This window comes from Paraburkholderia tropica (assembly GCF_014171495.1).
Lineage (GTDB): Bacteria > Pseudomonadota > Gammaproteobacteria > Burkholderiales > Burkholderiaceae > Paraburkholderia > Paraburkholderia tropica.
Genome location: NZ_CP049138.1, coordinates 219,484 through 239,982, shown reverse-complemented (window position 1 = coordinate 239,982; position 20,499 = coordinate 219,484). Strand labels below are relative to the sequence as shown.

General features: G+C 57.0%; 18 protein-coding genes, 3 pseudogenes, 2 riboswitches and 1 other annotated feature. Of the genes and pseudogenes, 17 read left to right on the top strand and 4 right to left on the bottom strand.

Annotated features, from left to right (window positions below):
• Positions 1 to 83: 83 nt before the first annotated feature.
• Positions 84 to 1,631, top strand: coding sequence for a methyl-accepting chemotaxis protein (locus tag G5S35_RS38220; protein WP_110329861.1), 1,548 nt, complete (start codon positions 84 to 86; stop codon positions 1,629 to 1,631).
• Positions 1,632 to 1,995: 364 nt separating this feature from the next.
• Here G5S35_RS38220 and G5S35_RS38215 read toward each other — a convergent pair whose 3' ends face one another.
• A complete protein-coding gene (locus G5S35_RS38215) occupies positions 1,996 to 2,472 on the bottom strand; it encodes a winged helix-turn-helix transcriptional regulator (RefSeq protein ID WP_237182003.1) in 477 nt (158 codons plus the stop codon).
• A 395-nt stretch (positions 2,473 to 2,867) separates the two neighbouring features.
• On the opposite strand from G5S35_RS38215, the gene G5S35_RS38210 reads away from it, so the two are divergent.
• The 4 genes and pseudogenes from G5S35_RS38210 (at position 2,868) to G5S35_RS38195 (ending at position 7,929) form a co-directional block, all read left to right on the top strand.
• On the top strand, positions 2,868 to 3,926 hold the full coding sequence (locus tag G5S35_RS38210) for an NmrA family NAD(P)-binding protein (protein WP_237182001.1): 1,059 nt from the start codon (positions 2,868 to 2,870) through the stop codon (positions 3,924 to 3,926).
• 629 nt (positions 3,927 to 4,555) lie between these two features.
• Entirely contained in the window at positions 4,556 to 5,404 is an 849-nt protein-coding gene (locus G5S35_RS38205) for a CPBP family intramembrane glutamic endopeptidase (RefSeq protein WP_183040705.1), read from the top strand.
• A 130-nt stretch (positions 5,405 to 5,534) separates the two neighbouring features.
• A pseudogene (locus G5S35_RS38200) lies at positions 5,535 to 6,034 on the top strand (transposase); the annotation flags it as partial.
• A gap of 657 nt (positions 6,035 to 6,691) precedes the next feature.
• Positions 6,692 to 7,929 (top strand): IS3 family transposase gene (locus tag G5S35_RS38195; RefSeq protein WP_183040409.1). Its coding sequence is split into 2 segments (ribosomal slippage): positions 6,692 to 6,983 and positions 6,983 to 7,929, totalling 1,239 coding nucleotides; the frame shifts between segments, so codons are not numbered across the junction.
• Positions 6,973 to 7,089: a sequence feature (AL1L pseudoknot), on the top strand. Its footprint overlaps the gene before it by 117 nt.
• 270 nt (positions 7,930 to 8,199) lie before the next feature.
• On the opposite strand, the pseudogene G5S35_RS38190 reads toward G5S35_RS38195, so the two are convergent.
• Positions 8,200 to 8,508: pseudogene (locus G5S35_RS38190) on the bottom strand (transposase); the annotation flags it as partial.
• A 276-nt stretch (positions 8,509 to 8,784) separates the two neighbouring features.
• On the opposite strand from G5S35_RS38190, the gene G5S35_RS38185 reads away from it, so the two are divergent.
• Positions 8,785 to 9,270, top strand: a complete 486-nt coding sequence (locus tag G5S35_RS38185; RefSeq protein ID WP_146230131.1) for a winged helix-turn-helix transcriptional regulator — start codon at positions 8,785 to 8,787, stop codon at positions 9,268 to 9,270.
• 47 nt (positions 9,271 to 9,317) lie between these two features.
• On the opposite strand, the gene asd is transcribed toward G5S35_RS38185, so the two are convergent.
• The gene (asd, locus tag G5S35_RS38180) at positions 9,318 to 10,433 is read right to left on the bottom strand and encodes an aspartate-semialdehyde dehydrogenase (protein ID WP_110329857.1); all 1,116 of its coding nucleotides are present in this window, start codon (positions 10,431 to 10,433) and stop codon (positions 9,318 to 9,320) included.
• A 270-nt stretch (positions 10,434 to 10,703) separates the two neighbouring features.
• Between asd and G5S35_RS38175 the strand changes: the two genes are divergently transcribed.
• Both G5S35_RS38175 and G5S35_RS39920 read left to right on the top strand, forming a co-directional pair.
• Positions 10,704 to 11,135 carry a MarR family winged helix-turn-helix transcriptional regulator gene (locus G5S35_RS38175; protein ID WP_110329872.1) on the top strand — a complete coding sequence of 144 codons (432 nt, stop codon included), beginning with the start codon at positions 10,704 to 10,706 and terminating at the stop codon, positions 11,133 to 11,135.
• A 193-nt stretch (positions 11,136 to 11,328) separates the two neighbouring features.
• The gene (locus G5S35_RS39920; protein WP_237181999.1) at positions 11,329 to 11,505 is read left to right on the top strand and encodes a tautomerase family protein; all 177 of its coding nucleotides are present in this window, start codon (positions 11,329 to 11,331) and stop codon (positions 11,503 to 11,505) included.
• Between the two features lie 397 nt (positions 11,506 to 11,902).
• Here the strand turns inward: G5S35_RS39920 and adh are convergent, their stop codons facing one another.
• Entirely contained in the window at positions 11,903 to 13,423 is a 1,521-nt protein-coding gene (gene adh, locus G5S35_RS38165) for an aldehyde dehydrogenase (RefSeq protein ID WP_110329855.1), read from the bottom strand.
• Between the two features lie 376 nt (positions 13,424 to 13,799).
• On the opposite strand from adh, the gene G5S35_RS38160 reads away from it, so the two are divergent.
• The 9 genes and pseudogenes from G5S35_RS38160 to G5S35_RS40220 all read left to right on the top strand — a co-directional run.
• Positions 13,800 to 14,636 carry an AraC family transcriptional regulator gene (locus G5S35_RS38160; RefSeq protein ID WP_110329854.1) on the top strand — a complete coding sequence of 279 codons (837 nt, stop codon included), beginning with the start codon at positions 13,800 to 13,802 and terminating at the stop codon, positions 14,634 to 14,636.
• Between the two features lie 78 nt (positions 14,637 to 14,714).
• On the top strand, positions 14,715 to 15,812 hold the full coding sequence (locus tag G5S35_RS38155) for a threonine aldolase family protein (RefSeq protein ID WP_110329853.1): 1,098 nt from the start codon (positions 14,715 to 14,717) through the stop codon (positions 15,810 to 15,812).
• A gap of 523 nt (positions 15,813 to 16,335) precedes the next feature.
• Positions 16,336 to 16,425: riboswitch (glycine riboswitch) on the top strand.
• A gap of 4 nt (positions 16,426 to 16,429) precedes the next feature.
• Positions 16,430 to 16,521, top strand: a riboswitch (glycine riboswitch).
• Positions 16,522 to 16,582: 61 nt separating this feature from the next.
• Positions 16,583 to 17,788 carry a D-amino acid dehydrogenase gene (locus tag G5S35_RS38150; RefSeq protein ID WP_110329852.1) on the top strand — a complete coding sequence of 402 codons (1,206 nt, stop codon included), beginning with the start codon at positions 16,583 to 16,585 and terminating at the stop codon, positions 17,786 to 17,788.
• 299 nt (positions 17,789 to 18,087) lie between these two features.
• Positions 18,088 to 19,044: a 2-dehydropantoate 2-reductase gene (locus G5S35_RS38145; protein ID WP_237182053.1), complete on the top strand. Its 957-nt coding sequence runs from the start codon at positions 18,088 to 18,090 to the stop codon at positions 19,042 to 19,044.
• Between the two features lie 259 nt (positions 19,045 to 19,303).
• On the top strand, positions 19,304 to 19,450 hold the full coding sequence (locus tag G5S35_RS39910; RefSeq protein WP_237182052.1) for an FAD-binding protein: 147 nt from the start codon (positions 19,304 to 19,306) through the stop codon (positions 19,448 to 19,450).
• 10 nt (positions 19,451 to 19,460) lie between these two features.
• Complete coding sequence (locus G5S35_RS39905) at positions 19,461 to 19,643, top strand: hypothetical protein (RefSeq protein WP_237182051.1); 183 nt, start codon at positions 19,461 to 19,463, stop codon at positions 19,641 to 19,643.
• Between the two features lie 274 nt (positions 19,644 to 19,917).
• Positions 19,918 to 20,076 carry a hypothetical protein gene (locus tag G5S35_RS39900; protein WP_237182050.1) on the top strand — a complete coding sequence of 53 codons (159 nt, stop codon included), beginning with the start codon at positions 19,918 to 19,920 and terminating at the stop codon, positions 20,074 to 20,076.
• 45 nt (positions 20,077 to 20,121) lie between these two features.
• Complete coding sequence (locus G5S35_RS39895; protein WP_237182049.1) at positions 20,122 to 20,310, top strand: FAD-linked oxidase C-terminal domain-containing protein; 189 nt, start codon at positions 20,122 to 20,124, stop codon at positions 20,308 to 20,310.
• 98 nt (positions 20,311 to 20,408) lie between these two features.
• Positions 20,409 to 20,459, top strand: a pseudogene (locus tag G5S35_RS40220) (hypothetical protein); the annotation flags it as partial.
• Between the last annotated feature and the right edge of the window lie 40 nt (positions 20,460 to 20,499).

Here is a 20,499-nt window from a genome sequence, read left to right as displayed (position 1 = left end):
TAATAATTAAATTAATTTAAAGGCGGCTCGACGATAAAATAGCGAGTTTGTCTTGTATATTTTTTGTAAAAGCGCTAGAAGAAATGTCACTTTCTAAACGACTCATAGCGATGCTCTCAATCGCATTGACTGCCATGATCTTCGTTGGTGGTGTTGGACTATTGCGACTGTATGAAGCACAGCAGCGATTCGAGTACATTCAGACTAAAATTATCCCGAGCATCAAGGAGCTAGAAGAGGCACGTTTAAATGCTGATGGCTATTCGCGTTTGGTCTTCCAGTATCTCTTGAGCACAGATGATTCGGACAAAGCGCAAGTCCAACAGCAGATGGATCGAGTTGCAGCGTTATTGGGCCAGCATCTGGCAACGTATGCGAAGGATGACCTTTCAGACGGGGCAGACCGCGAGATGCTGGAAGACGACAAGGCAAATTTTTCCACTTACCAAGCGGAGTTAGGCAGCTTCAAGGCGAAAGCCCTTGCCGGCGATATTGACGGTGCCAAAAACATGTTGGTTGATGGCGGAGTTGTGGGGGTGGCGGGTGCCAAATTGCGGAGCGGTCTTTCGGATCACATCGAATACAACGTTAGGCTGAGCCATGATTTGGGTGGCCGGAATAACGCGGACTACTCGCAAGCGTTGTGGCTGTTGCTGGCTTGTATGGCGGTGGGAGGGATCATGAGCGGTGGGCAGGGAGTGATGTTATACCGCTCAATGACTTCTGGCTTGAAGCGGATGCAAGGCGCAATGGAGCACGTCAGCGACTCACTGGATCTGACTCACAACGTAAAGATCGATCGCGAGGATGAAATCGGCTATACGGCAGTCGCGTTCAATGCGTTGCTGGCTAGCGTTTCCAAGGTCGTTGGCGAGGTGAGGCAGACGGCGAACGCTGTGAGCATTGCCTCTAAGCAGATTGCTGTCGGCAGTACGGACTTGTCCCAGCGTACGGAAGAGCAGGCGGCATCTTTAGAGGAGACAGCCTCAAGTATGGAAGAGCTTACCGCGATCGTAAGGCGAAATGCCGATAACTCAATGCAAGCGACAATGCTTGCCAAAATGGCATTGGAAGTAGCGAGGCACGGTGGCGATGCAGTTAAACGTGTCGTGGAAACTATGGGGATGATCTCCGACAGCTCGGCGAAAGTTGGCGAAATCATTGGCGTAATTGAGGGAATTGCGTTTCAAACAAATATCTTGGCGCTTAATGCGGCGGTCGAGGCTGCGCGCGCTGGGGAGCAAGGTCGCGGGTTTGCTGTTGTGGCGGGGGAGGTTCGAACACTTGCGCAAAGAAGCGCGACCGCAGCGAAGGAGATCAACGACCTGATTGGCGAGTCAATGACGCGTGTGGCCGCGGGTTCGAATTTCGTCGCAGAAGCGGGTGGCAGGATTGGCGAGATCGTGGAGTCAGTCCAACGCCTCGCCGACATGGTGGACGAAATCTTGACGGCCTCGGAAGACCAGCGCACCGGTATCGAACAGGTTAATCAAGCGGTTGCCCAGATGGATCAAGTTACGCAGCAAAATGCGGCATTGGTCGAACAAGCTTCGGCCGCCGCACAATCGATGGCGGAAGAAGCAAACAGAATGCAAAGTGCTGTTGCAAACTTCCGTATTAACGATGTGTGAGATCGGCCAGTGAGGATACTCGGGACAGAAAATGGTTGGACGAGACGGGTAGTGGCCTTATCTAGGGGCGGCCACGGCCACAGATAGGATAACTCGCTGACTGAAATGATCAACGGCATGGACGAGACGGAACTGATTCCCTGCGGGCACCATTGAGATGACCGAATTGGTTGAAGTGGCAACCACGGTAGGGGTAAGCAGGTAAAACAACAAATGGCAGCGCATGGGGCCAGTAGGCTATATCTAGCCTGCTGAAGTTGAACCAAACTACTGGGACAATATCGGAGATTTTGCTGGGCTACGTCAGCGGGGGAGGTCAACGGGTTGAACTCAACCCAAGGCACTTCATAATTCCCAGTGTGATTTAGCGACTGTGGGTATCGCTAAAATTTTTTCGAGCGCGATCCGCTTGAGATAGGCGCCAGCGCATCAGATCATCTGCTCCTCGACCAGCTTGTACTTCTACGTCTTGCGGGCGCAACTTCTTGCCGGTGCTCAGGTCGACCAAGGTCCAGCCCACATCAGCCCCAGACTTCCGGTTCACGAATTTCAGCGGAGATTCGTTCCCGTTTGAATCATTCCAACTATCGCCGATCTGAGCGAGCAGCATGAGTGCAGGTGCAATCTGCCGCCCTTTCGGCGTTAGAGTATATTCGAAGCGCTCGGGGCTGAACTGGTAGCGCTGTCGTTCGAGAAGTCCATTCGCCTCAAGATGTTTTAGGCGATCGCTAAGCGTTGCGTTAGTTACGCCGCTTGATCGGCGCAAATCCTCGTACCGCCTGAGGCCTAAAACTAGGTCTCGCAGGATCAGTAGACCCCAGCGGTCTCCGATTGCTGCCATGACAGTGGCAACCGAGCATACCATCCCATCGAAACCCTTCGAGCGCATAAACAGTACCTCTTGTATTCGCCATACCTGGTTGCGATAGATTTTATTACAAGATGCGCCGGGGTGTAAGGCTGACACTATTGAAAACTACCTGACGGTCGTGGCCGGGCGAGGGCTTTCTTGCTTGAGGCTTATGGCATTGAACAGTCACCTCGGCTCGCGCCCAAATGTCTTCGAAAGCGAACATTCAGAAGATAGGTCTTGCCCCACCGAACAGTAACTCTTATTATTGGAGTCTCTTGCCAGTCGGCGTTGACAGACCGGTGGGCACGAAATCATCATCGTCGTTGATGCGAAAATTGACCGGCAATCGGGCAGTCTGCCTGGTCCCAGACTCGGAAATAAGCATGGCATTTCAGGATCCCTCAAGAATCTTTGTCGTGGGTGGTACCGGAGCGCAAGGTTTCGCGGTCATTCGGGGCTTGGTTTCAGACAGGAAGTATTTTGTTCGAGCATTGAGTCGTGATCCTGCATCCCGGCGAGCCACAGCGCTGACAGCGCTCGGCAACGTGTCGATACTCAAGGGAACGTTTGCGGATGAGGCAGTTCTTCGCGCTGGGTTTCGAGATTGCGACGGGGCATATGTCAATATCGACGGATTCAACGCGGGCGAGAAAACTGAAATGTACTGGGCTATCCGCAGTTATGAGATAGCCATTGAAGAAGGTGTGAAATTCTTCGTGTACGGCAACCTCGATTACGGGCTTAAGCAGTCCGGCTATGACTCACGGTTCCGTACTGGGCACTATGACGGGAAAGGTCGGGTCGGCGAATGGATTCTGTTTCAGAATCAGTTCAATCGCGAACGTATGGGTGCGGCTCTGCTAACCACCGGTCCCTATATGGAAATGGCTTTCTCGGCAATGACGCCAATGACGCCCTCCATAGAATGCGGGGTCGCAACTTGGCGAGTGCCGCTCGGCATGGGCGCAGTACCCCATGCTGCATTGGAGGATTGCGGGTATTACGCAAGGTGGCTCTTTGATAACCAGAGTCGTGCCAATGGAATGGATCTGGCGGTGGCCATAGAGCACGTTGAATATGGCAAGCTTGCGGAGGCGTTCGAGCGAGTGACAGGGCATCCGGCGCGCTATATTGACACCGAGCTCGACGCGTATTGGAGCGGCCCGCTAAAGGCTGCCGCAAGCCTTCCGGCTGGATATAACGCCGATCCCCATGACAAAAGCACGATGAGTTTTCGCGATAATTTCACGGGGTTCTGGAACCTCTGGAAGTTTGGGATCGTGAAGAGAGACTATGCTTTACTTGATGAAATCCATCCAACACGAATCAGAAGCGTCGAATCGTGGCTGCGGCGAGAAGAGGAGCTGGGAAAGGTGCAGGGTAAGGGGGGCTTTGGGAGCGGATTCAGCCCGAAAACCTGTTCAAATCGCCGCCACTATTGAAATTGTCCGAGGATAGGCGGAAAGGTGGGCTGTGAGCTTTAACGCTAACTGTTTTGGTTGCATCTCAATGACGGCTGCCCTCGCCTCTTGATTTGTGGACGTAGCAACGCGCAACGCGGCTGCGCGAGCCGCTCTGGTGATGCACAGTGTGCATGGATTGATTGAGTCGAGGTAGCTTGACCGGCACCTCCGGAACGGACCGTTCAGTTCCTGCGTGAGCAACAGCAACATCGGACAGCTCAATCGAGATGGTCAATCTGTCTTGCGTCGACCGCCTTTGGTGCGATGGGGCGAACAGCAGGGTAACCGGTCTAACGGCGCTTGTAGCTGTTACTGATGGATTCGAAAGAGCATTACCGCGGGTTTTAAAGTCCAATCTGGGCATTAATTTATCCGATATGCAAGCTAGGTTTTGTCATGAAAAACGTAGGGAATTGTAGGTTTCGCTCTATTCGATTTTTTGCAAATGATTTCTCCATCATATGATGGAGCGTCTTAATATGTCATGCGGGATACAAATTGCTCAAAGATAAGCAAAATTTGCATGCGCGAGATGCCCATTACATGGCCGCGGGGCGGGGTGGAAAGCTGCGCTGGATGTTTGTCGGAAGATGTGGCATTCGCGCTGGATGGGGGCTCTGCTGTTTGTCGCTATATTCGCCATCGCGGATGTTGGTCTGGGATTTGTGGCGGGGCACTTTTTGCCCCGGCCTGACAACGCCCACGTACAGCCTCTGGCGAACGGGTTGGTGATGAACTGCATAAACCTGTTCGCTGTAGCTGTCGCTACGGCTTCCCTGGCCAAAATCGAAGGCAGGTCGTTATTCGCCTATGGGCTGCAAGGCAGCGACCGCGGACCTCGGCTCCTCTCAGGAGCGGTTTTCGGTTTCGTAGCGATCTCCATCCTGGTGTTGTCATTGTGGCAATTTGGTCTTCTTCGTCTCGACGTCTCGACGACTGAGCGCGGATTTCAGGCGTGGCGATACGCCGTCATATGGGCCATCGCATTCATCATGGCCGGAATCTCTGAGGAATCTTTGTTGCGGGGCTATCTTCAATACACCCTGTCGCGAGGTATGGGGTTCTGGCCGTCTTCGGTGCTTCTCTCTCTTGTGTTTGGTGCGATGCACTGGACTAACCCGGGCGAAACGCTGGTTGGCGTTGTGGCGGCGACGTTGATGGGACTCATTCTTTGCATGACACTCTGGTTCACCGGCTCACTCTGGTGGGCGATTGGCTTCCACGCCGCTTGGGACTGGGGTGAGTCTGCGGTATACGGGAATTCAGATAGTGGGAGGCTTATCGAACATGCAGTATTCACCTCGGAACCATTGGGAAATATGTTGCTAACCGGAGGTGGTGCCGGCCCTGAGGGTAGTCTATTGATCTTCCCGCTAATGGGGATAATCGCGCTGCTGATCTGGGTACGTTCAGGTTTGAATCCCAGTTCGTCGTTCACGCAAACTTCCCGTGAATGATGGGGCGATGTGCTTCGTCAAGCGAAAGGGGCTGGCTTTGGTTGGTAAATGGTACCGTCGTGCAGCATGAGGTTCCCCCGACTGTTGATTTGCAAGGAATCCTGACGCGGGGATCCGTGCAAATCAACAGATCGCTGTCACAGACGGCCTCAAGAGCATGCCCGAAGCGCTTGCAGCCGTGTCGCCGGCCACCACGCTGTAAGCCTGCATCCTGCATCTGATCCGCATCAGCCTCGATTATGCGAGCTAGAGAAATTGCAGATCGCTTGCCGCAGCCATTCGCCGGATCTATCCCGCTGCGAGCGCGGAAGCGGCGCAGGCCGAACTGGATGCGTTCGCCGAAGGGCCATGGGGCCAGAGATTCCCACCCTGTCGGTGTCGCTTGACGCAATGCATGGGATCGCGTGATCCCGTTCCTCGCGTTTCCACCGGGAATACGAAAGAGTATTTACACTACGAACGCCACCGAGAATATCAACTCGCAGCTAAGCAAGATCATCAAGGCCGGGGGCACTTTCCCAGCGACGATGAGGCAACAAAACTCATCTGGGTGGGGCTTCGCAACATTACTGCCGGTTGGGGGGCGCTCACGATTGGGAGGCGGCGATGAACCAATTCGCTATCCTCTATGCGATCGATTCTTCGAGCATCCGTGCGAATGTAGATCTGAGAAGCGCGGCGCGTTACCGCGGGCAACGCTGTGCAGTTGCACGGGCTTGTGGTTGCGGCTTCGTTCGCTGTTTTCATTGCACATTCCTTGCATACTTGATTCGAAAATAACTGATAAATTCAAACACTTTCGTTTGACATATTTAAAGTGCATGCTGATAATAAATAACTCGGATACGATCCAATCGAAAGGCAGATTCCACCACGCTTCGTAACTTGCGCTAGCAGCTTTCCGACTGGCGTTGCTTTTTGCTAGCTCGTGATGTTTTGTGTCGGTCCTACATATCCTTCGTTTGACGTTCTATTCTCGCTGTATGTGGGAGGCGCAGATGCTGGATGACGACGTAAGATTCGTAAATAGGTTAGCTTTCGGTTGTGGGTTACAGTTTGAAATTCGGTTGTATTTCGTTTTATATTGCGCAATCCTATTTGGAAATTGTCTGCGGCCCATAGATCTGCTGCTCCGGCACATCCGGGGCAAGTTTCGTTGTCGTTCGCGCTTCGCCCCCAAGTAGCGCGATTTGTGCCGGCCACTGTGGCCGGCATTTTTTTGGTGAACTTCCTAATTTGAACCGAGCCGGGTTTGGTGGAGGCTCCAACTCTTGAGAGAATGGAGCCATGAACAAGAAGGCAACCAAGTTTTCCCCGGAAGTCCGCGAGCGCGCAGTGCGTCTGGTGCGCGAGCAACGTAGCGAACATCCGTCGATGTGGGCGGCGGTCGAATCGATTGCACCGATGATCGGCTGTACGCCGCAGACGCTGCACGAATGGGTCAAGCGTGACCAGGTTGACCAGGGTGAGCGTGATGGCGTGAGCACCGACGAACGCGAACGGCTGAAGGCCCTGGAGCGCGAGGTCAAGGAATTGCGTCGTGCCAACGAGATTCTCAAGGTCGCGAGCGCGTTTTTCGCCCAGGCGGAGCTCGACCGCCGTTTCAAGTCCTGAAGGCCTTCGTCGATCAGTATCGCGACACCTTTGGGGTCGAGCCGATCTGCAAGGTCTTGCGGATTGCCCCGTCGGGCTACCGACGCCATGCGGCACAGCTTCGCGATCCGTCCAGACGCTGCGCCCGCGCGAAACGAGATGAGATTCTGCAACCCGAGATCAGGCGTGTCTGGCAGGCCAACATGCAGGTCTATGGTGTGCCGAAGGTCTGGAAGCAGATGAATCGCGAGGGCATTGTGGTCGCGCGCTGCACGGTCGGTCGGCTGATGAAGCTGCAAGGTCTGCGTGGTGCGGTTCGCGGCAAGCGCATTCGCACCACGATTGCCGACAAAAGCGCACCGCGTCCGCTGGACCGAGTCAACCGGCAATTCAAGGCGCAGCGGCCGAATCAGCTCTGGGTTTCGGACTTCACGTACGTTTCGACATGGCAAGGCTGGCTTTACGTGGCGTTCGTGATCGACGTGTTTGCTCGCCGTATCGTTGGCTGGCGAGTCAGTTCGTCGATGACCACGGACTTCGTTCTGGACGCACTTGAACAGGCGCTGTATGCGCGGCAACCAGGCGAGAACGGGACATTGATACACCATTCCGACAGGGGGTCCCAATACGTCAGCATTCGCTACAGCGAACGTCTGGCCGAAGCGGGCATCGAGCCTTCGGTCGGCAGCCGTGGCGATAGCTATGACAACGCGCTGGCTGAAACGATTAACGGCCTGTACAAGACGGAACTGATTCATCGGCGCGCCCCGTGGAAAACGAAGGAATCCGTCGAACTGGCAACGCTGCAATGGGTGGCCTGGTTCAATCATCATCGACTGATGGAACCGCTCGGCTATATCCCGCCCGCTGAAGCTGAGGCAAACTACTACAGGCAACTCAGAAATACTGCTGATGCGCCTGCTTTAACTTAAACCCAATAGCCTCCACGATTCCCGGCTCGGTTCAATTAGGTAGTCCTGTTTTAGTACGACGTGAAGTCGCGTGGACGATTGTTCCATTTGTGTTCGCCCGGAAGAGGAACCGATTGTTCGGTCTATCGTAACCTCCTCGTGTCCTTCATACGGAGCACGGTAGGTCCAATTGTCCGTCCTCGCCGGCGTACTGGCAAAGGCAGGTGACCCGTGAGGTGACTGTTGGAGTAGTGGATATGAAGACGCGGAGAAGGCGCATGGTGGACAGTAATATTCGACTACTTCTTTCAGGATTTCTGCCTCCTGCGTCTTCTTGCCAAGCAGACGCTGCAGTTCCCTGATTTCCTTCATCGCTGCAGCCAACTGTGAGGCTGGTACAACGGCCTCTCCAGCTTTCACCGCCGCCAGGCTGCCGTCCTCGTATTGTTTGCGCCAAACAAACACCTGGTTTGGGTTCACCCCATGCCGACGGGCAACCGCCGAAACCGTTGCTCCCGGCTCCAGGGTTTCCTGCACAATGGCCACTCTCTCTCGAACCGAACGCAGACGACGGCGCTCTGGCTCAGTCAGAACTTCAATGCTTTCCACAATTTGCGTAGGCTTGAAACTAGTCACAAGACTACCTCCTATTTTAAGAGGTGCCGCGTGTCCTGAGAATCAAGGGGCTACTCCATGGAACAGCTTCAGACGTGCAGAACAGCTATGATGAAATGGTCTCTAAGACATACATTACAATACCGACGTCCTGGAGGTTGCAGTCAGGCATAAGTATGGCTCATTCTCCACGCCTGTCAGGGCCGCTTTTCGCCCGCGTGGCAGTAGCCCTCTTTGATAGACTATTTGACGGAAATCGATATGAAGCGGAAAAGCTTTGCCGATATGGACTGCGCCGTCGCGCTGGCGTTAGAGCAGGTCGGCGAGTGGTGGAGTCTGCTGATCATACGCGATGCGTTACAAGGCTCGACACGCTTCGAACAGTTCCGCGACAGCCTGGACATTTCGCCGACCGTATTGTCGAAGCGCCTTACGTACCTGATCAGCGCCGGGCTAATGGAGCGGTATCGAGATTCGGCTGACGCCGGCCGGGATTCGTACCGCGTCACAGCAAAGGGGCGAGACTTGTCCCCGGTGCTGATCGCGCTATTTGCTTGGGGACGCCGCTATGTCAAAGGGCATCGATGGGGCATAGATTTCGTGGACCGTGAAACCGGCGAGGCCGTCGACCCCGTGCTGATCGATCGCAATACAGGAAAAGAAGTCAATCGCAACGATCACGCTTTCGTACCCGGCAGATATCCCTCCGAAGCGACGCTCAAGCGCTTAAAGCCGCTTGAGCGCTAAACGGCGTCACATGCGCACCAGCCCGAATTCTGGCGTGAAGGAGTATGTTAGGTCGTACTTAAGATAATACCCAAGACACGGCGCAGCGGTTCAGCGGCCCCCCAAAGTAACTGGTCGCCAGTAGTCAGAACGCTGTAAATTCCGTCGCCAAGGTTCATCTTCCGTAGCCTGCCGACCGCGACCTTCAACGAACCGCTAACAGCGGCAGGACTCAGGCGCCGTATCGATTCTTCTCGGGTATTCGGAACGAAATCGACCCACTCGTTCCCATTCCCGATGAGTTTCTCCAAACTTTCGACGTCCCGGTCCTCCTTCAGCTTGAGCGTGATCGCTGCAGAGTGACTTTGCAGCGCCGCAACCCGTACGCAAAGCCCGTCGACGCGGATAGTGCCTGGCGCCAGACCGAGTATCTTGTTGGCCTCGACTTCGCCCTTCCATTCTTCGCGGCTAATGCCGTTTCCGAGATCCGAATCGATCCAGGTGATAATGCTGCCCGCGAGCGGCACACCAAATCGGGTGATTGGATAGTCGTCGCTCGCCGCAGCGAAGCGAGCGCGATCCAATACGTCAATGGTCGGCGTCGCGGGATCGGCGAGTGCCGCGCGCGTGTGATCCGATAGCGCGGTCATTTGACCAAGCAGTTCAGTCACATGGGTGGCACCCGCACCTGATGCGGCCTGATAGGTCATCATAGACATCCAATCGACGAGCCCAGCTTGGAGCAGCCCGGCCAGGCCAACGAGCGATAAGGTGATGGAACAATTGCCACCGATAAAATTCTTCACCCCCGATGCGATAGCCGCGTCGATGTGCACTCGATTGACCGGGTCGAGAGCGATTACGGAGTCACTGTCCATGCGCTTTGCCGATGCCGCGTCGATCCAGTAGCCATTCCAACCGGCGGCCCGCAGAGCGGGGTAGATTGCCTTCGTGTAACTGCCGCCTTGGCACGTGACGATGATGTCCATCTCTGCGAGTTGTTCGATCGCGTGGGCGTCACGTAGTGTGTGCTCTCTGCCTCTATGATCGCGCGTGCGCTGGCCAGCGGCCGATGTACTGAAATACGTCGGCGCGATGTGCGCGAAGTCGTTTTCTTCCCGCATACGCTTTAGAAGGACGGAGCCGACCATGCCTCTCCATCCGACCAATCCCACTTTTCTCATGTTTCGCTTTCCCCGGCAGGCATGGCCTGCTCGCACGCCCACAATCGGTTGAAGCCAATACTCTCCGTCATCATTACCTGGCGGCTTTGGATAAAATAGCCGTTATTTGCATGGTGACGTACTTCCTTGACGGTCCGACGAGAGGGTGAGCCTGTCTCGTCAGGGGGGCATTTGCAGGTCCTCAGCTGCTGGCGCGTGGCTATACTGTCGCTTGTCTTACTCGACCCGATAGCTTGCGGGTGCGCCTATCTAGAGTTCGTCGATTCCAACATGTTCACTGATTGTTACTGCACACAATTCCGGCGCTCCGCGAATGCACTGACCGGGGTCTACGACGACGCTCTACGTCCTGTCGGTTTAAAAATCACGCAATTTTCACTTCTGCGTGCACTGGAGCGCCTCGACGCGGCGACTTACACGGAGATTGCAGGCGAAGTCGGACTCGACAAGACCACTATTTCTCGCAACCTCAAGCTCCTGATCGATGCCGGATGGGTTAACGTAACCTCTGAGGCCGACGCTCGCGTCAAGGTTGCGCGATTGAGCAAAGAGGGCGACGAAAAATTGCGCAGTGCCGAGCCTTACTGGAGGCGTGCCCAGAATCGGGTTGAGCGTGATGTCCAGAGGTTCATGAAAGGCGCTGCCAAGGAGCGCTTGCTTGAGGCGCTGGAGTCGCTGCAGCGTCCGGACGACCGGGGCTAGAAAGGCGGCCTGCGAACGCTTTATTTTGTCGCGCCATTCACAAGGGTTAATCCTTCCTGACGGGCAACCGCTCCAGCGAATAAGATGCACCTACAACCATTTGCAGGCCTGATGGTTGCTCGGATATTGAGTGCGGCTTGCCGCTTCACTATCGGCCATAGAGTTTTAGCTACATTTATTTGAGGAGCGCGCAATGCCGACATACGTTGTGACGGCAGCTGAGGGCCGTTTCACCCCCGAGGAAAAAGGCGAAATCGCAAAGGGAATCACACATGCCCACAGCAGTGCGACCGGGGCACAGGGATTCTTTGCGCAAGTCATATTTTCCCCTGTCGCCGCAGGCAATCACTTTCTCGGGGGAAGCCACTGAAAGCAGACCACATTTTTGTACATGGTCAGATTCGGGCAGGGAGAACGAACGAACAGAAACAGGGCCTGCTCGACAGCATCGTGGGTGTCGTGGCGCGTGCTGCAAACACCGACAGCCGCTACGTTTGGGTCTACCTGGCTGAGTTGCCCGCCGCGCAGATGGTGGAGTATGGGAAGCTGCTGCCGTCTCCCGGTGGCGAGTTGGCTTGGCTGGAGTCAATGTCTCAGGAAGATCGGGACTATCTGACCAGCGTTGGACGATAGGTCGTTGCGCAGCGAGGCGCGAAGTTCAGTGCGGTGCGTCTCATAGACACACCGCACTGCAGACGATACGCAGAGCAGAGAAAAGATAACAACACACCCGGCGCGGATACGTGATCCGCCCCAGCTCGCATAGGTCAGAAGAACCCGAGCGGCTTCGCGGCGTAACTTACGAGCAGATTTTTCGTCTGCTGATAGTGATCAAGCATCATCTTGTGGTTTTCGCGCCCGATACCGGATTGCTTGTAGCCACCGAACGCAGCGTGCGCAGGGTAGAGGTGGTAGCAATTGGTCCAGATTCGACCTGCCTGAATCGCCCGACCGAATCGGTAGGCACGATTGCCGTCACGCGTCCAGACGCCCGCTCCGAGGCCATAGAGCGTGTCGTTCGCAATCGCGAGTGCTTCTTCCTCATTCTTGAAGGTGGTAACGGAAACAACGGGCCCGAAAATCTCTTCCTGGAAGATTCGCATCGAATTGTTTCCGCGGAAAATGGTCGGCTTCACGTAGTAGCCGTCGCGCAGATCGCCGTCCAGTCGGTTTTGCTCGCCGCCGATCAAACATGTGGCGCCCTCGTCCTTGCCGATCTGCAGGTATGACAAGATCTTCGATAACTGTTCGTACGAAGCCTGCGCCCCGATCATCGTGTCGGGGTTGAGCGGATGTCCTTGCTTAATGGCGGCCACGCGTGACAGAGCACGTTCCATGAATTTTTCGTACGCGGATTCCTGGATGAGTACCCGCGACGGGCTAGTGCATACCTCGCCCTGATTCAGGGCAAACATCGCAAAGCCCTCGAGTGCCTTGTCGAGGAAGGAATCGTCTGCGCTGACGACGTCATCGAAGAAGATGTTCGGGCTCTTTCCGCCCAACTCGAGCGTGACCGGAATGAGATTTGTGCTCGCGTACTGCATGATGAGACGGCCGGTCGAGGTTTCGCCCGTGAATGCCACTTTCGCCACCCGAGAGCTCGATGCTAGCGGCTTGCCGGCTTCCACGCCAAAGCCGTTAATGATGTTCACGACCCCCGGCGGAAGCAGATCGGCGATCAGCTCGATCAGCACCAAGATTGACGCGGGAGTCTGCTCAGCCGGCTTCAGCACCACGCAGTTGCCGGCCGCTAGTGCGGGCGCGAGCTTCCACACCGCCATCAGCAGCGGGAAATTCCAGGGGATGATCTGTGCTACGACGCCAAGCGGTTCGTGAAAATGGTATGCGACGGTATCCTGATCGATCTCGGCCAATGTACCTTCTTGCGCCCGCACGCATCCTGCGAAATAGCGGAAATGGTCGATCGCGAGCGGTAGATCGGCGGCACGCGTTTCACGAATGGGCTTGCCGTTGTCGATCGTCTCCGCAACGGCGAGACGTTCGAGGTTGTCCTGCATTCGGTCGGCGATCCGATGCAGAACGAGTGCGCGTTCGGCAGGCGAGATAGCCGCCCAGGCTCCCTTGGCAGCGTGGGCGGCGTCCAACGCCATCTCGATATCTTCTGCCTGAGAGCGCGGTACGTCACACAGCGGCTTACCTGTGATTGGGGAAACATTGGTGAAATATTCACCGGCCAAAGGCGGAACCCATTTTCCACCGATGAAATTGTCATACTTGCGTCGATAGGGGAACGACGTCGTCAGATGTTCAAGGTCAGCATGATTCATGGAGTGTCTCGCTTGAGATTAGAGGGACGCAGGACGAAGAGTGTCCTCAACACGGACCAGCGGGGGAGGCGCCAGGCCCTGATCGGGACGTTCCGTTACGGATCGTTGAGTTGCACATGCGCGTCGACGCGTGGCCGGCCAAGCATCCTCGCGGCTTCCTCGTGCCGGGTGATGGACAAAATTGCGGTTTTGTGCAAAATCGGGACTCGCGGAACGAATTGGCAGCGTCATAGGTGCATAATTTGGAAGATTGAAGATTATTTAGATGTAGCTACAATCATTGCGTCCAGTCTGCGCCACATGGCAGGCCGCGAATGCACCGGTGCCTCGTTTCTGCTGGATGATCGTTGGCCACCACTGACTATGGGGCACGAACATGAGTACTGGACATACGTCCCGATCAAACCAGGCAAAATTTTGGCGCGAGCCTGGCTTCGCGGATGCTGAACTGATGACTGCGAGCTATCGCACCCATCGGTTTCCGCCGCATGCACACGATGAGTTCGCGATCGGCGTGATTGAACGCGGGGCACAGGCATTTCTCGAGGGCCGCGGTCGACGGTTAATCATGCCGGAAGGCGCGATCTGCGTGATCAATCCCGGTCAGCTGCATGAAGGGCGTCCGGCAATTGAGGGCGGTTGGGATTACCGCATGGTGTACGTGTCCGCGTCAGCTCTGCTCGGCCTAGTGCGAGACGCGGACGGCGCACCGCAGCGGTCCGTGCATTTTCCCGATGTCGTGATGGATGACCCGGATACGATGTTGCTATTTCGCACCGCACACATTTGCTCGGAATCTCACGACGCGAGCCAGCTTGAAAAGACATCCCGACTGACAACCGCGATGACCCAACTCGTGTTGAGGCACGCGTCTACAGCTCGTCGGCCTTCCATCGGGGGAGCAATGCCAGGGGCGGTGAGGCGGGCGCGTGACTATATCGATGCCCATTTTGTGGATAATCCGTCGCTCGACGTAATCGCCCAGGTAGCAGGGATGAGCGCTTACCACCTGCTGCGCGAGTTCAAGAAATCAGTCGGGGTCGCGCCCCATGCGTACCTTGTGCAACGCCGAGTCGCGCTGGCTAAGCACCTTGTGCTTCGGGGGGTGCCGCTGCGGCAGGTTGCCATTGAGGTCGGCTACTGCGATCAAGGGCATTTGAGTCGGGAATTCAGTCGCTTCTTCGGCGTGCCGCCGGGTATCGCTCGGCAGTAAATCCGCAAGTTTGTCCAAATCCCCGGCCGGTATGTGGCTGAAGCTGTGCTCACTATTCACCTGATTCGGGGGCACACTATGATCGATCTGCGAAGCGACACCTGCAGCCAGCCTACCAAGGCCATGCGCGACGCCATAGCCAACGCACCAGTCGGCGACGACGTATACGGCGACGATCCGACCGTCAAAGCACTTGAGCGAGAAGTCGCGGAACTGCTTGGTAAGGAAGATGCCGTTTACATGGTGACGGGCACGATGACCAACCAGGTCGCGATCCGGGCGCACACCGAGCCGGGCGATGCCGTGCTCTTCGATCAAAATGCCCATGTCTACATTCTTGAAGGCGGTGCGCCGGCGGCGTTCTCTGGAGTGCTCCCGCGTCTGCTGCCCGGCGTGCGCGGCGTATTCACCCCGGAAGACGTGTCGAATGCACTCGGCGTGTCGCATCGGTTCTTCCCCAACACGATTCCCGCACCGGTCAAGCTGCTGTGTCTGGAAAACACCCACAACATCGGTGGCGGCAAGGTGTGGCCGATCGAGCGACTTCAGGCTGTCTGCGAGCTTGGCCGACAGCGCGGGCTCGCATTGCACCTGGACGGCGCGAGGCTATGGCATGCGACAGCTGCCACCGGGATTCCCGAGCGCGAATACGCCCGCCACTTCGATTCGGTCAGCGTCTGCTTCTCGAAAGGCCTCGGTGCGCCGGTAGGCTCAGCGCTGGCTGGCTCCCGTGACTTCATTGCTCGCGCGCGTCGTTTCAAGCAGCAAATCGGCGGTGGTTTCCGCCAAGCCGGGATTATCGCGGCAGGTGCGCTGCATGCACTGCGCAATCATCGTGAACGGCTTCAGGAAGATCATGAGCATGCTCGAATGCTCGCCAACGGTATCGCAGGTCTGCCTGGCATTTCGCTCGATGTTTCCGCGATCGAAACTAACATCGTGCGTTTCGGCGTCTCTTCGCTTCCCGCTGGAACATTCGTCGAGCGTCTTTACGACAAGGGTCTGTATGTACTGCCGTCCGGCGCAGATGGCGTACGCGCCATTCCTTATCTGAACATAACTCGCCAGCAGGTACAGGAAGCCATCGATATCATTTCGGTCGTCGCACAAGAGAACGCACGTAACGCTGGCGTGAGTGGACCTGGCGGCAAGGTGTCGTCTGGGGCCGGCTATTAATTACATTTTTTGGCGTCAGCCTAAAGTATCACCTTGATAGCAGTAAAAGCGGGGGTGACGATGCCCTCGTGACGGTCGCTATCTCTCGATCAGCTCGTCACACCAACTCGTTGGTGGCGCGTGGCAATGCGCGCAAGTGCGTTGCCACGCGTCTATCGAGAATGGCAGGGCGGAACCAAAGGCTCGAGCGATCAGGAAGTCAGTGCGCGTCTCGACGCAGTCGTTCATAGGGTGTGCACACGACCGGGGCAGATAACGGAGCGCACGTTCAGGTTGGCACCGATCAATTTGTCGAAAGGGAGTTCCGACCTGTCACTCTGCAGAGGAATGTCTCGCAAATTCGAACGGCTGCACAGGATTGGCGTGAGTGGAGCAGCTGCCTCACGCGTTGGCGATGCAGGGCGTACTACTCCTGCCGTTGGAAGGATCCACTCCTCCGACAAGATGCATCGGGGTGTCCGCGTCAAGCGGTGAGCCTAGCTATTGTCCGATGCATGTCATGGTAGTTTTGCAATCGTTGTATTCGTGCATCACGGGAGAGACCGCTCGATTGAGCGGCGCCGATGGAGCAACCGCCCCGGAAACTCTCAGGCAAAAGGACCGTGATGCGAGGACGCTCTGGAGAGCGGCGCCTCGTGCGCCCACCGAAGGGGAGCCACCGCCGTAACGCAACAGGGACAGTGGCGAAACTCTCAGGTAAACGGACAGATGGGGCATCCGCGTCGGCGACACATATCGCTGGCGATGCTCAATACAATCTGGACCAGAACATGTCACGAATCGCCATCATTGGCGCCGGTATTACCGGCGTCACTACCGCTTATGCCCTTTCGAATCACGGCCATAGCGTCAGTGTCTTCGAGCGGCATCGCTATGCCGCAATGGAGACGTCCTTCGCGAATGGTGGCCAGCTCTCGGCCAGCAATGCGGAGGTATGGAACAGCCGTGCCACTGTCCTCAAAGGACTGCGTTGGATGTTCGCACGCGACGCACCGCTGCTACTGAATCCGCGGCCAAGCTTACACAAGTACGGCTGGATTGCCGAGTTTCTCGGAAACATCCCGCGATACGAAGCGAACACGATTGAAACTGTGAGGCTTGCGATCGCTGCACGCGCACACCTATTCCACATTGCGGAGCGCGAGGGCATCCAGTTCGATCTCGAGCAGCGCGGAATCTTGCACTTCTATGCAACGCGCAAGGAGCACGAAGCAGCAATGCGCGTGAATACCTTGCTGCGAGCGGGGGGGCTGGATCGTCGCCCAGTGACGCCGGAGGAGATGCGCGCAATCGAGCCGACTCTTCACGGCCGCTTTCACGGAGGATTTTTCACTGAGTCGGATTCGTCCGGGGATATCCACAAATTTACCGGAGGGCTTTCATCGGCCTGCGAGCGTCGCGGTGTGCAATTTCACTACGACACGGCAATCGACAGCGTCGAATCCGTGGACTGCGGCAAGATTTTGATTTCTTCCGACCAACGACGCGAAGTCTTTGATCGCATCGTCATCTGTGCCGGCGTCGGCAGTCGCCGGTTCGCTGCGATGCTGGGCGATCATGTGAACGTCTATCCAGTCAAGGGCTATTCGATCACGGTACATCTGGATGATGAACCGAGTCGGAGCAGCGCTCCCTGGGTGAGCATCCTCGATGACCGCGCGAAGATCGTCACCAGCCGTCTTGGGACAGACCGGTTCCGGGTTGCGGGCACAGCAGAGTTCAACGGCGTGAACCGGGATATTCGTTCGGATCGGATCGAACCATTGATCAATTGGGTGCGTCGATACTTCCCTGTCGTCTCCACTTCGCGAGTTATTCCATGGGCAGGACTGAGACCGATGCTGCCAAGCATGCTGCCGCGCGTGGGTCGTGGCAGGCGCCCTGGTGTCTTTTACAACACGGGACATGGTCATCTGGGCTGGACTTTGTCGGCGGCAACCGCGGAGGCCGTTTCCTCCATGATCGGTGTAGATTGAGCGAATGGCAACATTGCCGTTTGCCAACAGAGCGTGCTTTGCCACAACTCGCCCGGATAGAGTTCGGAAACTCCCATTTGCAAGTCAGTCGCCTGCAAGTGCAGTGGCAGATCGACATCACCTCGGTCTATCGGGTTTTTGTCTTTCCGCAGCAGCGGCGAAAGTACGGTAACTACGGGCCCCTATCGTTTTTATAGATGAAATACTACTTTGATAGTAGTATCTCATCTATAGCGGTGTTCGCCCTCATAGAATGGGACCGGGCACCACGCCACATATCACGCAGAGCGGGACATTCGATGGCAGACAATATGAGCAACCGTCATGAAAGGCTTAGAGTTCTTATCCTTGGCGCTGGCGCACTGGGTGGTTACTATGGCTCCCGCTTGATCCAGGCCGGCGCTGATGTAACGTTCCTGGTGCGTCCCCGGCGCGCTGAAGCGTTGATGCGCGATGGATTGCGTGTATCGAGCTCATTGGGGGACTTCTCTTCGGCGGTCCGTACGGTGGCCGCGGACGCAGTGAGGCCGGGCTACGACCTGGTCTTGCTCACCTGCAAAGCGTACGACCTCGACGACGCCCTGAATTCGTTGGCGCCCGCGCTAGCCGGCGCAGCCGGTATTCTCCCCCTGCTGAACGGCATGGCGGTGTACGACACGCTAGACCGTCGCTATGGTCGAGCGCGTGTGCTGGGGGGCGTCTCGTATATCGCGGCGTCGAGCGCAGAGGACGGCAGCATCGTGCACATGGGCAATCAGGACAAGCTCATTGTCGGTGCGCGCCATCCGTCGCAACGCGATCTGGTCGGGCAGCTCCATGCGGCGTTCGCCGCCACATCGGGCTTGCGTGTGTTGTCCGAGAGAGTTGATGCTGACCTCTGGCAGAAGTGGGTAATGCTGTCCTCAGGCGCAGCCGCGACCTGCCTGATGCGCGGGCGCTTGTGCGATATCTTGCGAACGTCTGATGGCAAGAACTTGATCTCCGCATTGATCGAAGAGTGTGTAACTGTCTCCAGGGCGGAGGGCTTCGATCTCAGCCCGCAGGTCGTGGACGGCGTCCGTCGCTTTTTGCTGGATGCAGAGTCGACCTGGGCCGCATCCATGATGCGCGATATTGCGCGACTCTCCCCGCGTATCGAGTCGGAAGCGATCGTCGGTGACATGATCGCCCGCGCGGCACGCCACCAGATCGATACGCCATACTTGCGGGTTGCCTATGCGCATCTGCAAACGTACGTCCTACACAGCGCGAATTAATACAAGTGCTATTGGCGCAACCCTCACCATCGGTGCTGCGCCCCACCTGGCTATCGATCCGAAGAGTATCAGGCGCTACGCGCCGAGCGCGACGCTGCGTGCCGAGCTTCAGGAAGCGAAACCAGTTGGTAGAGACTACCGGCTTCGCACTGCGCGGTCATCTTGCTGAGCTGGGCGCGGAGCTTATGATGAGTGCCGGACGTGGACTTCACGCTGTCGCAGCCGGGCATGCCCGACGACATCGCACGAGCATCGTCGCGTGGTGGAAGCCATGCGCGCGTTCCAAGAAGCCGACTTACCGATGCTCACGCGTGGCGGGGGCACGTCGATGTGCGGGCAGTCGGTCAACGCGGCGGTCATCATCGACGCGTCGAAGTACCTCACGACCATCGGGGAAAACCGATGAGACGAGCCTCGTGGCTAAGGTGCGGCCGGGCGTGATCTGCGATCAGCTCAACGACGCCGCCGCGTTGCGCGAGCACCTCGCGGCGGGCGGCCGACGCGCGGAAATTGTCTCGGGTCTGCTCGGTCCCGTGGAGAGATACGGCGACGCCATCCGCGAAGGCTTTCCCAAACTCAAGCGCCGCGTCGCGGGCTAAAGCGCCGACCAGCTGCGGCCGGCGAACGATTTCAACGTCGCGCGTGCTGGTGGGCTCCGAAGGTACCGGCGTTTCCGTGCTGCGCGCGAAGACTACGCTAGTCATCAACCCCGTACATCGCCTGCTCGTGGTGTTCGGATTCCCGACCATTTTCGATGCCGCCGATTGCGTGCCGCAACTTCTGCCACGGTCGCCGATCGCGATGTGAGAGCTAGACACGGGCATCGTCGAAGGCTTTCGCGAGCGTTGCATCGCGCTGGCTGACATCGTCGATTTGTCAGAAGGCAATGCTTCGCTGATCGTCGAATTCGGCGCGTTCGACAAGGCCGTGGCGATGGAATTCGCGCAGCGCGCGGCGGCACTCGCGCCTGAGTTGTCGGGCACGCCGTCGGCGCGGCTCGTCGACGATGCCGCGCTCATGAAGCGTTTGTGATCAGCCCGCGAAACCGCCGCGTCGGCTACCTCCATCGGCGACGACATGTCGAAGCCCGATCCGGTCGTCGGCTGGGAAGATGCCGCCGTGGAGCCGCGCCATCTCGGCGCCTACCTGCGCGAATTCTCGGCGCTGTTGGAATTGTACGGCTACAAAACGAGTGTGTACGGCCGTTTCGGCGATGGCTGCATTTACTCGGGCATCACCTCGACCTGCGTAACGGGCAAGGCCTGAAGCCGTGGCGCGAGTTCCTGTTCGACGCCGCGAAGCTCGTCGTGAAGTACGAAGGCTCGCTGTCGGGCGAACGGTGCGACGGCTAGGCGAAGGGCGAGATGCTGCACCTGATGTACTCGCCGGAACTGATGGAAGCGTTCCGCGCCTCCAAGGCGATCTGGGATCCGCGCGAGCGTATGAATCCGGGCA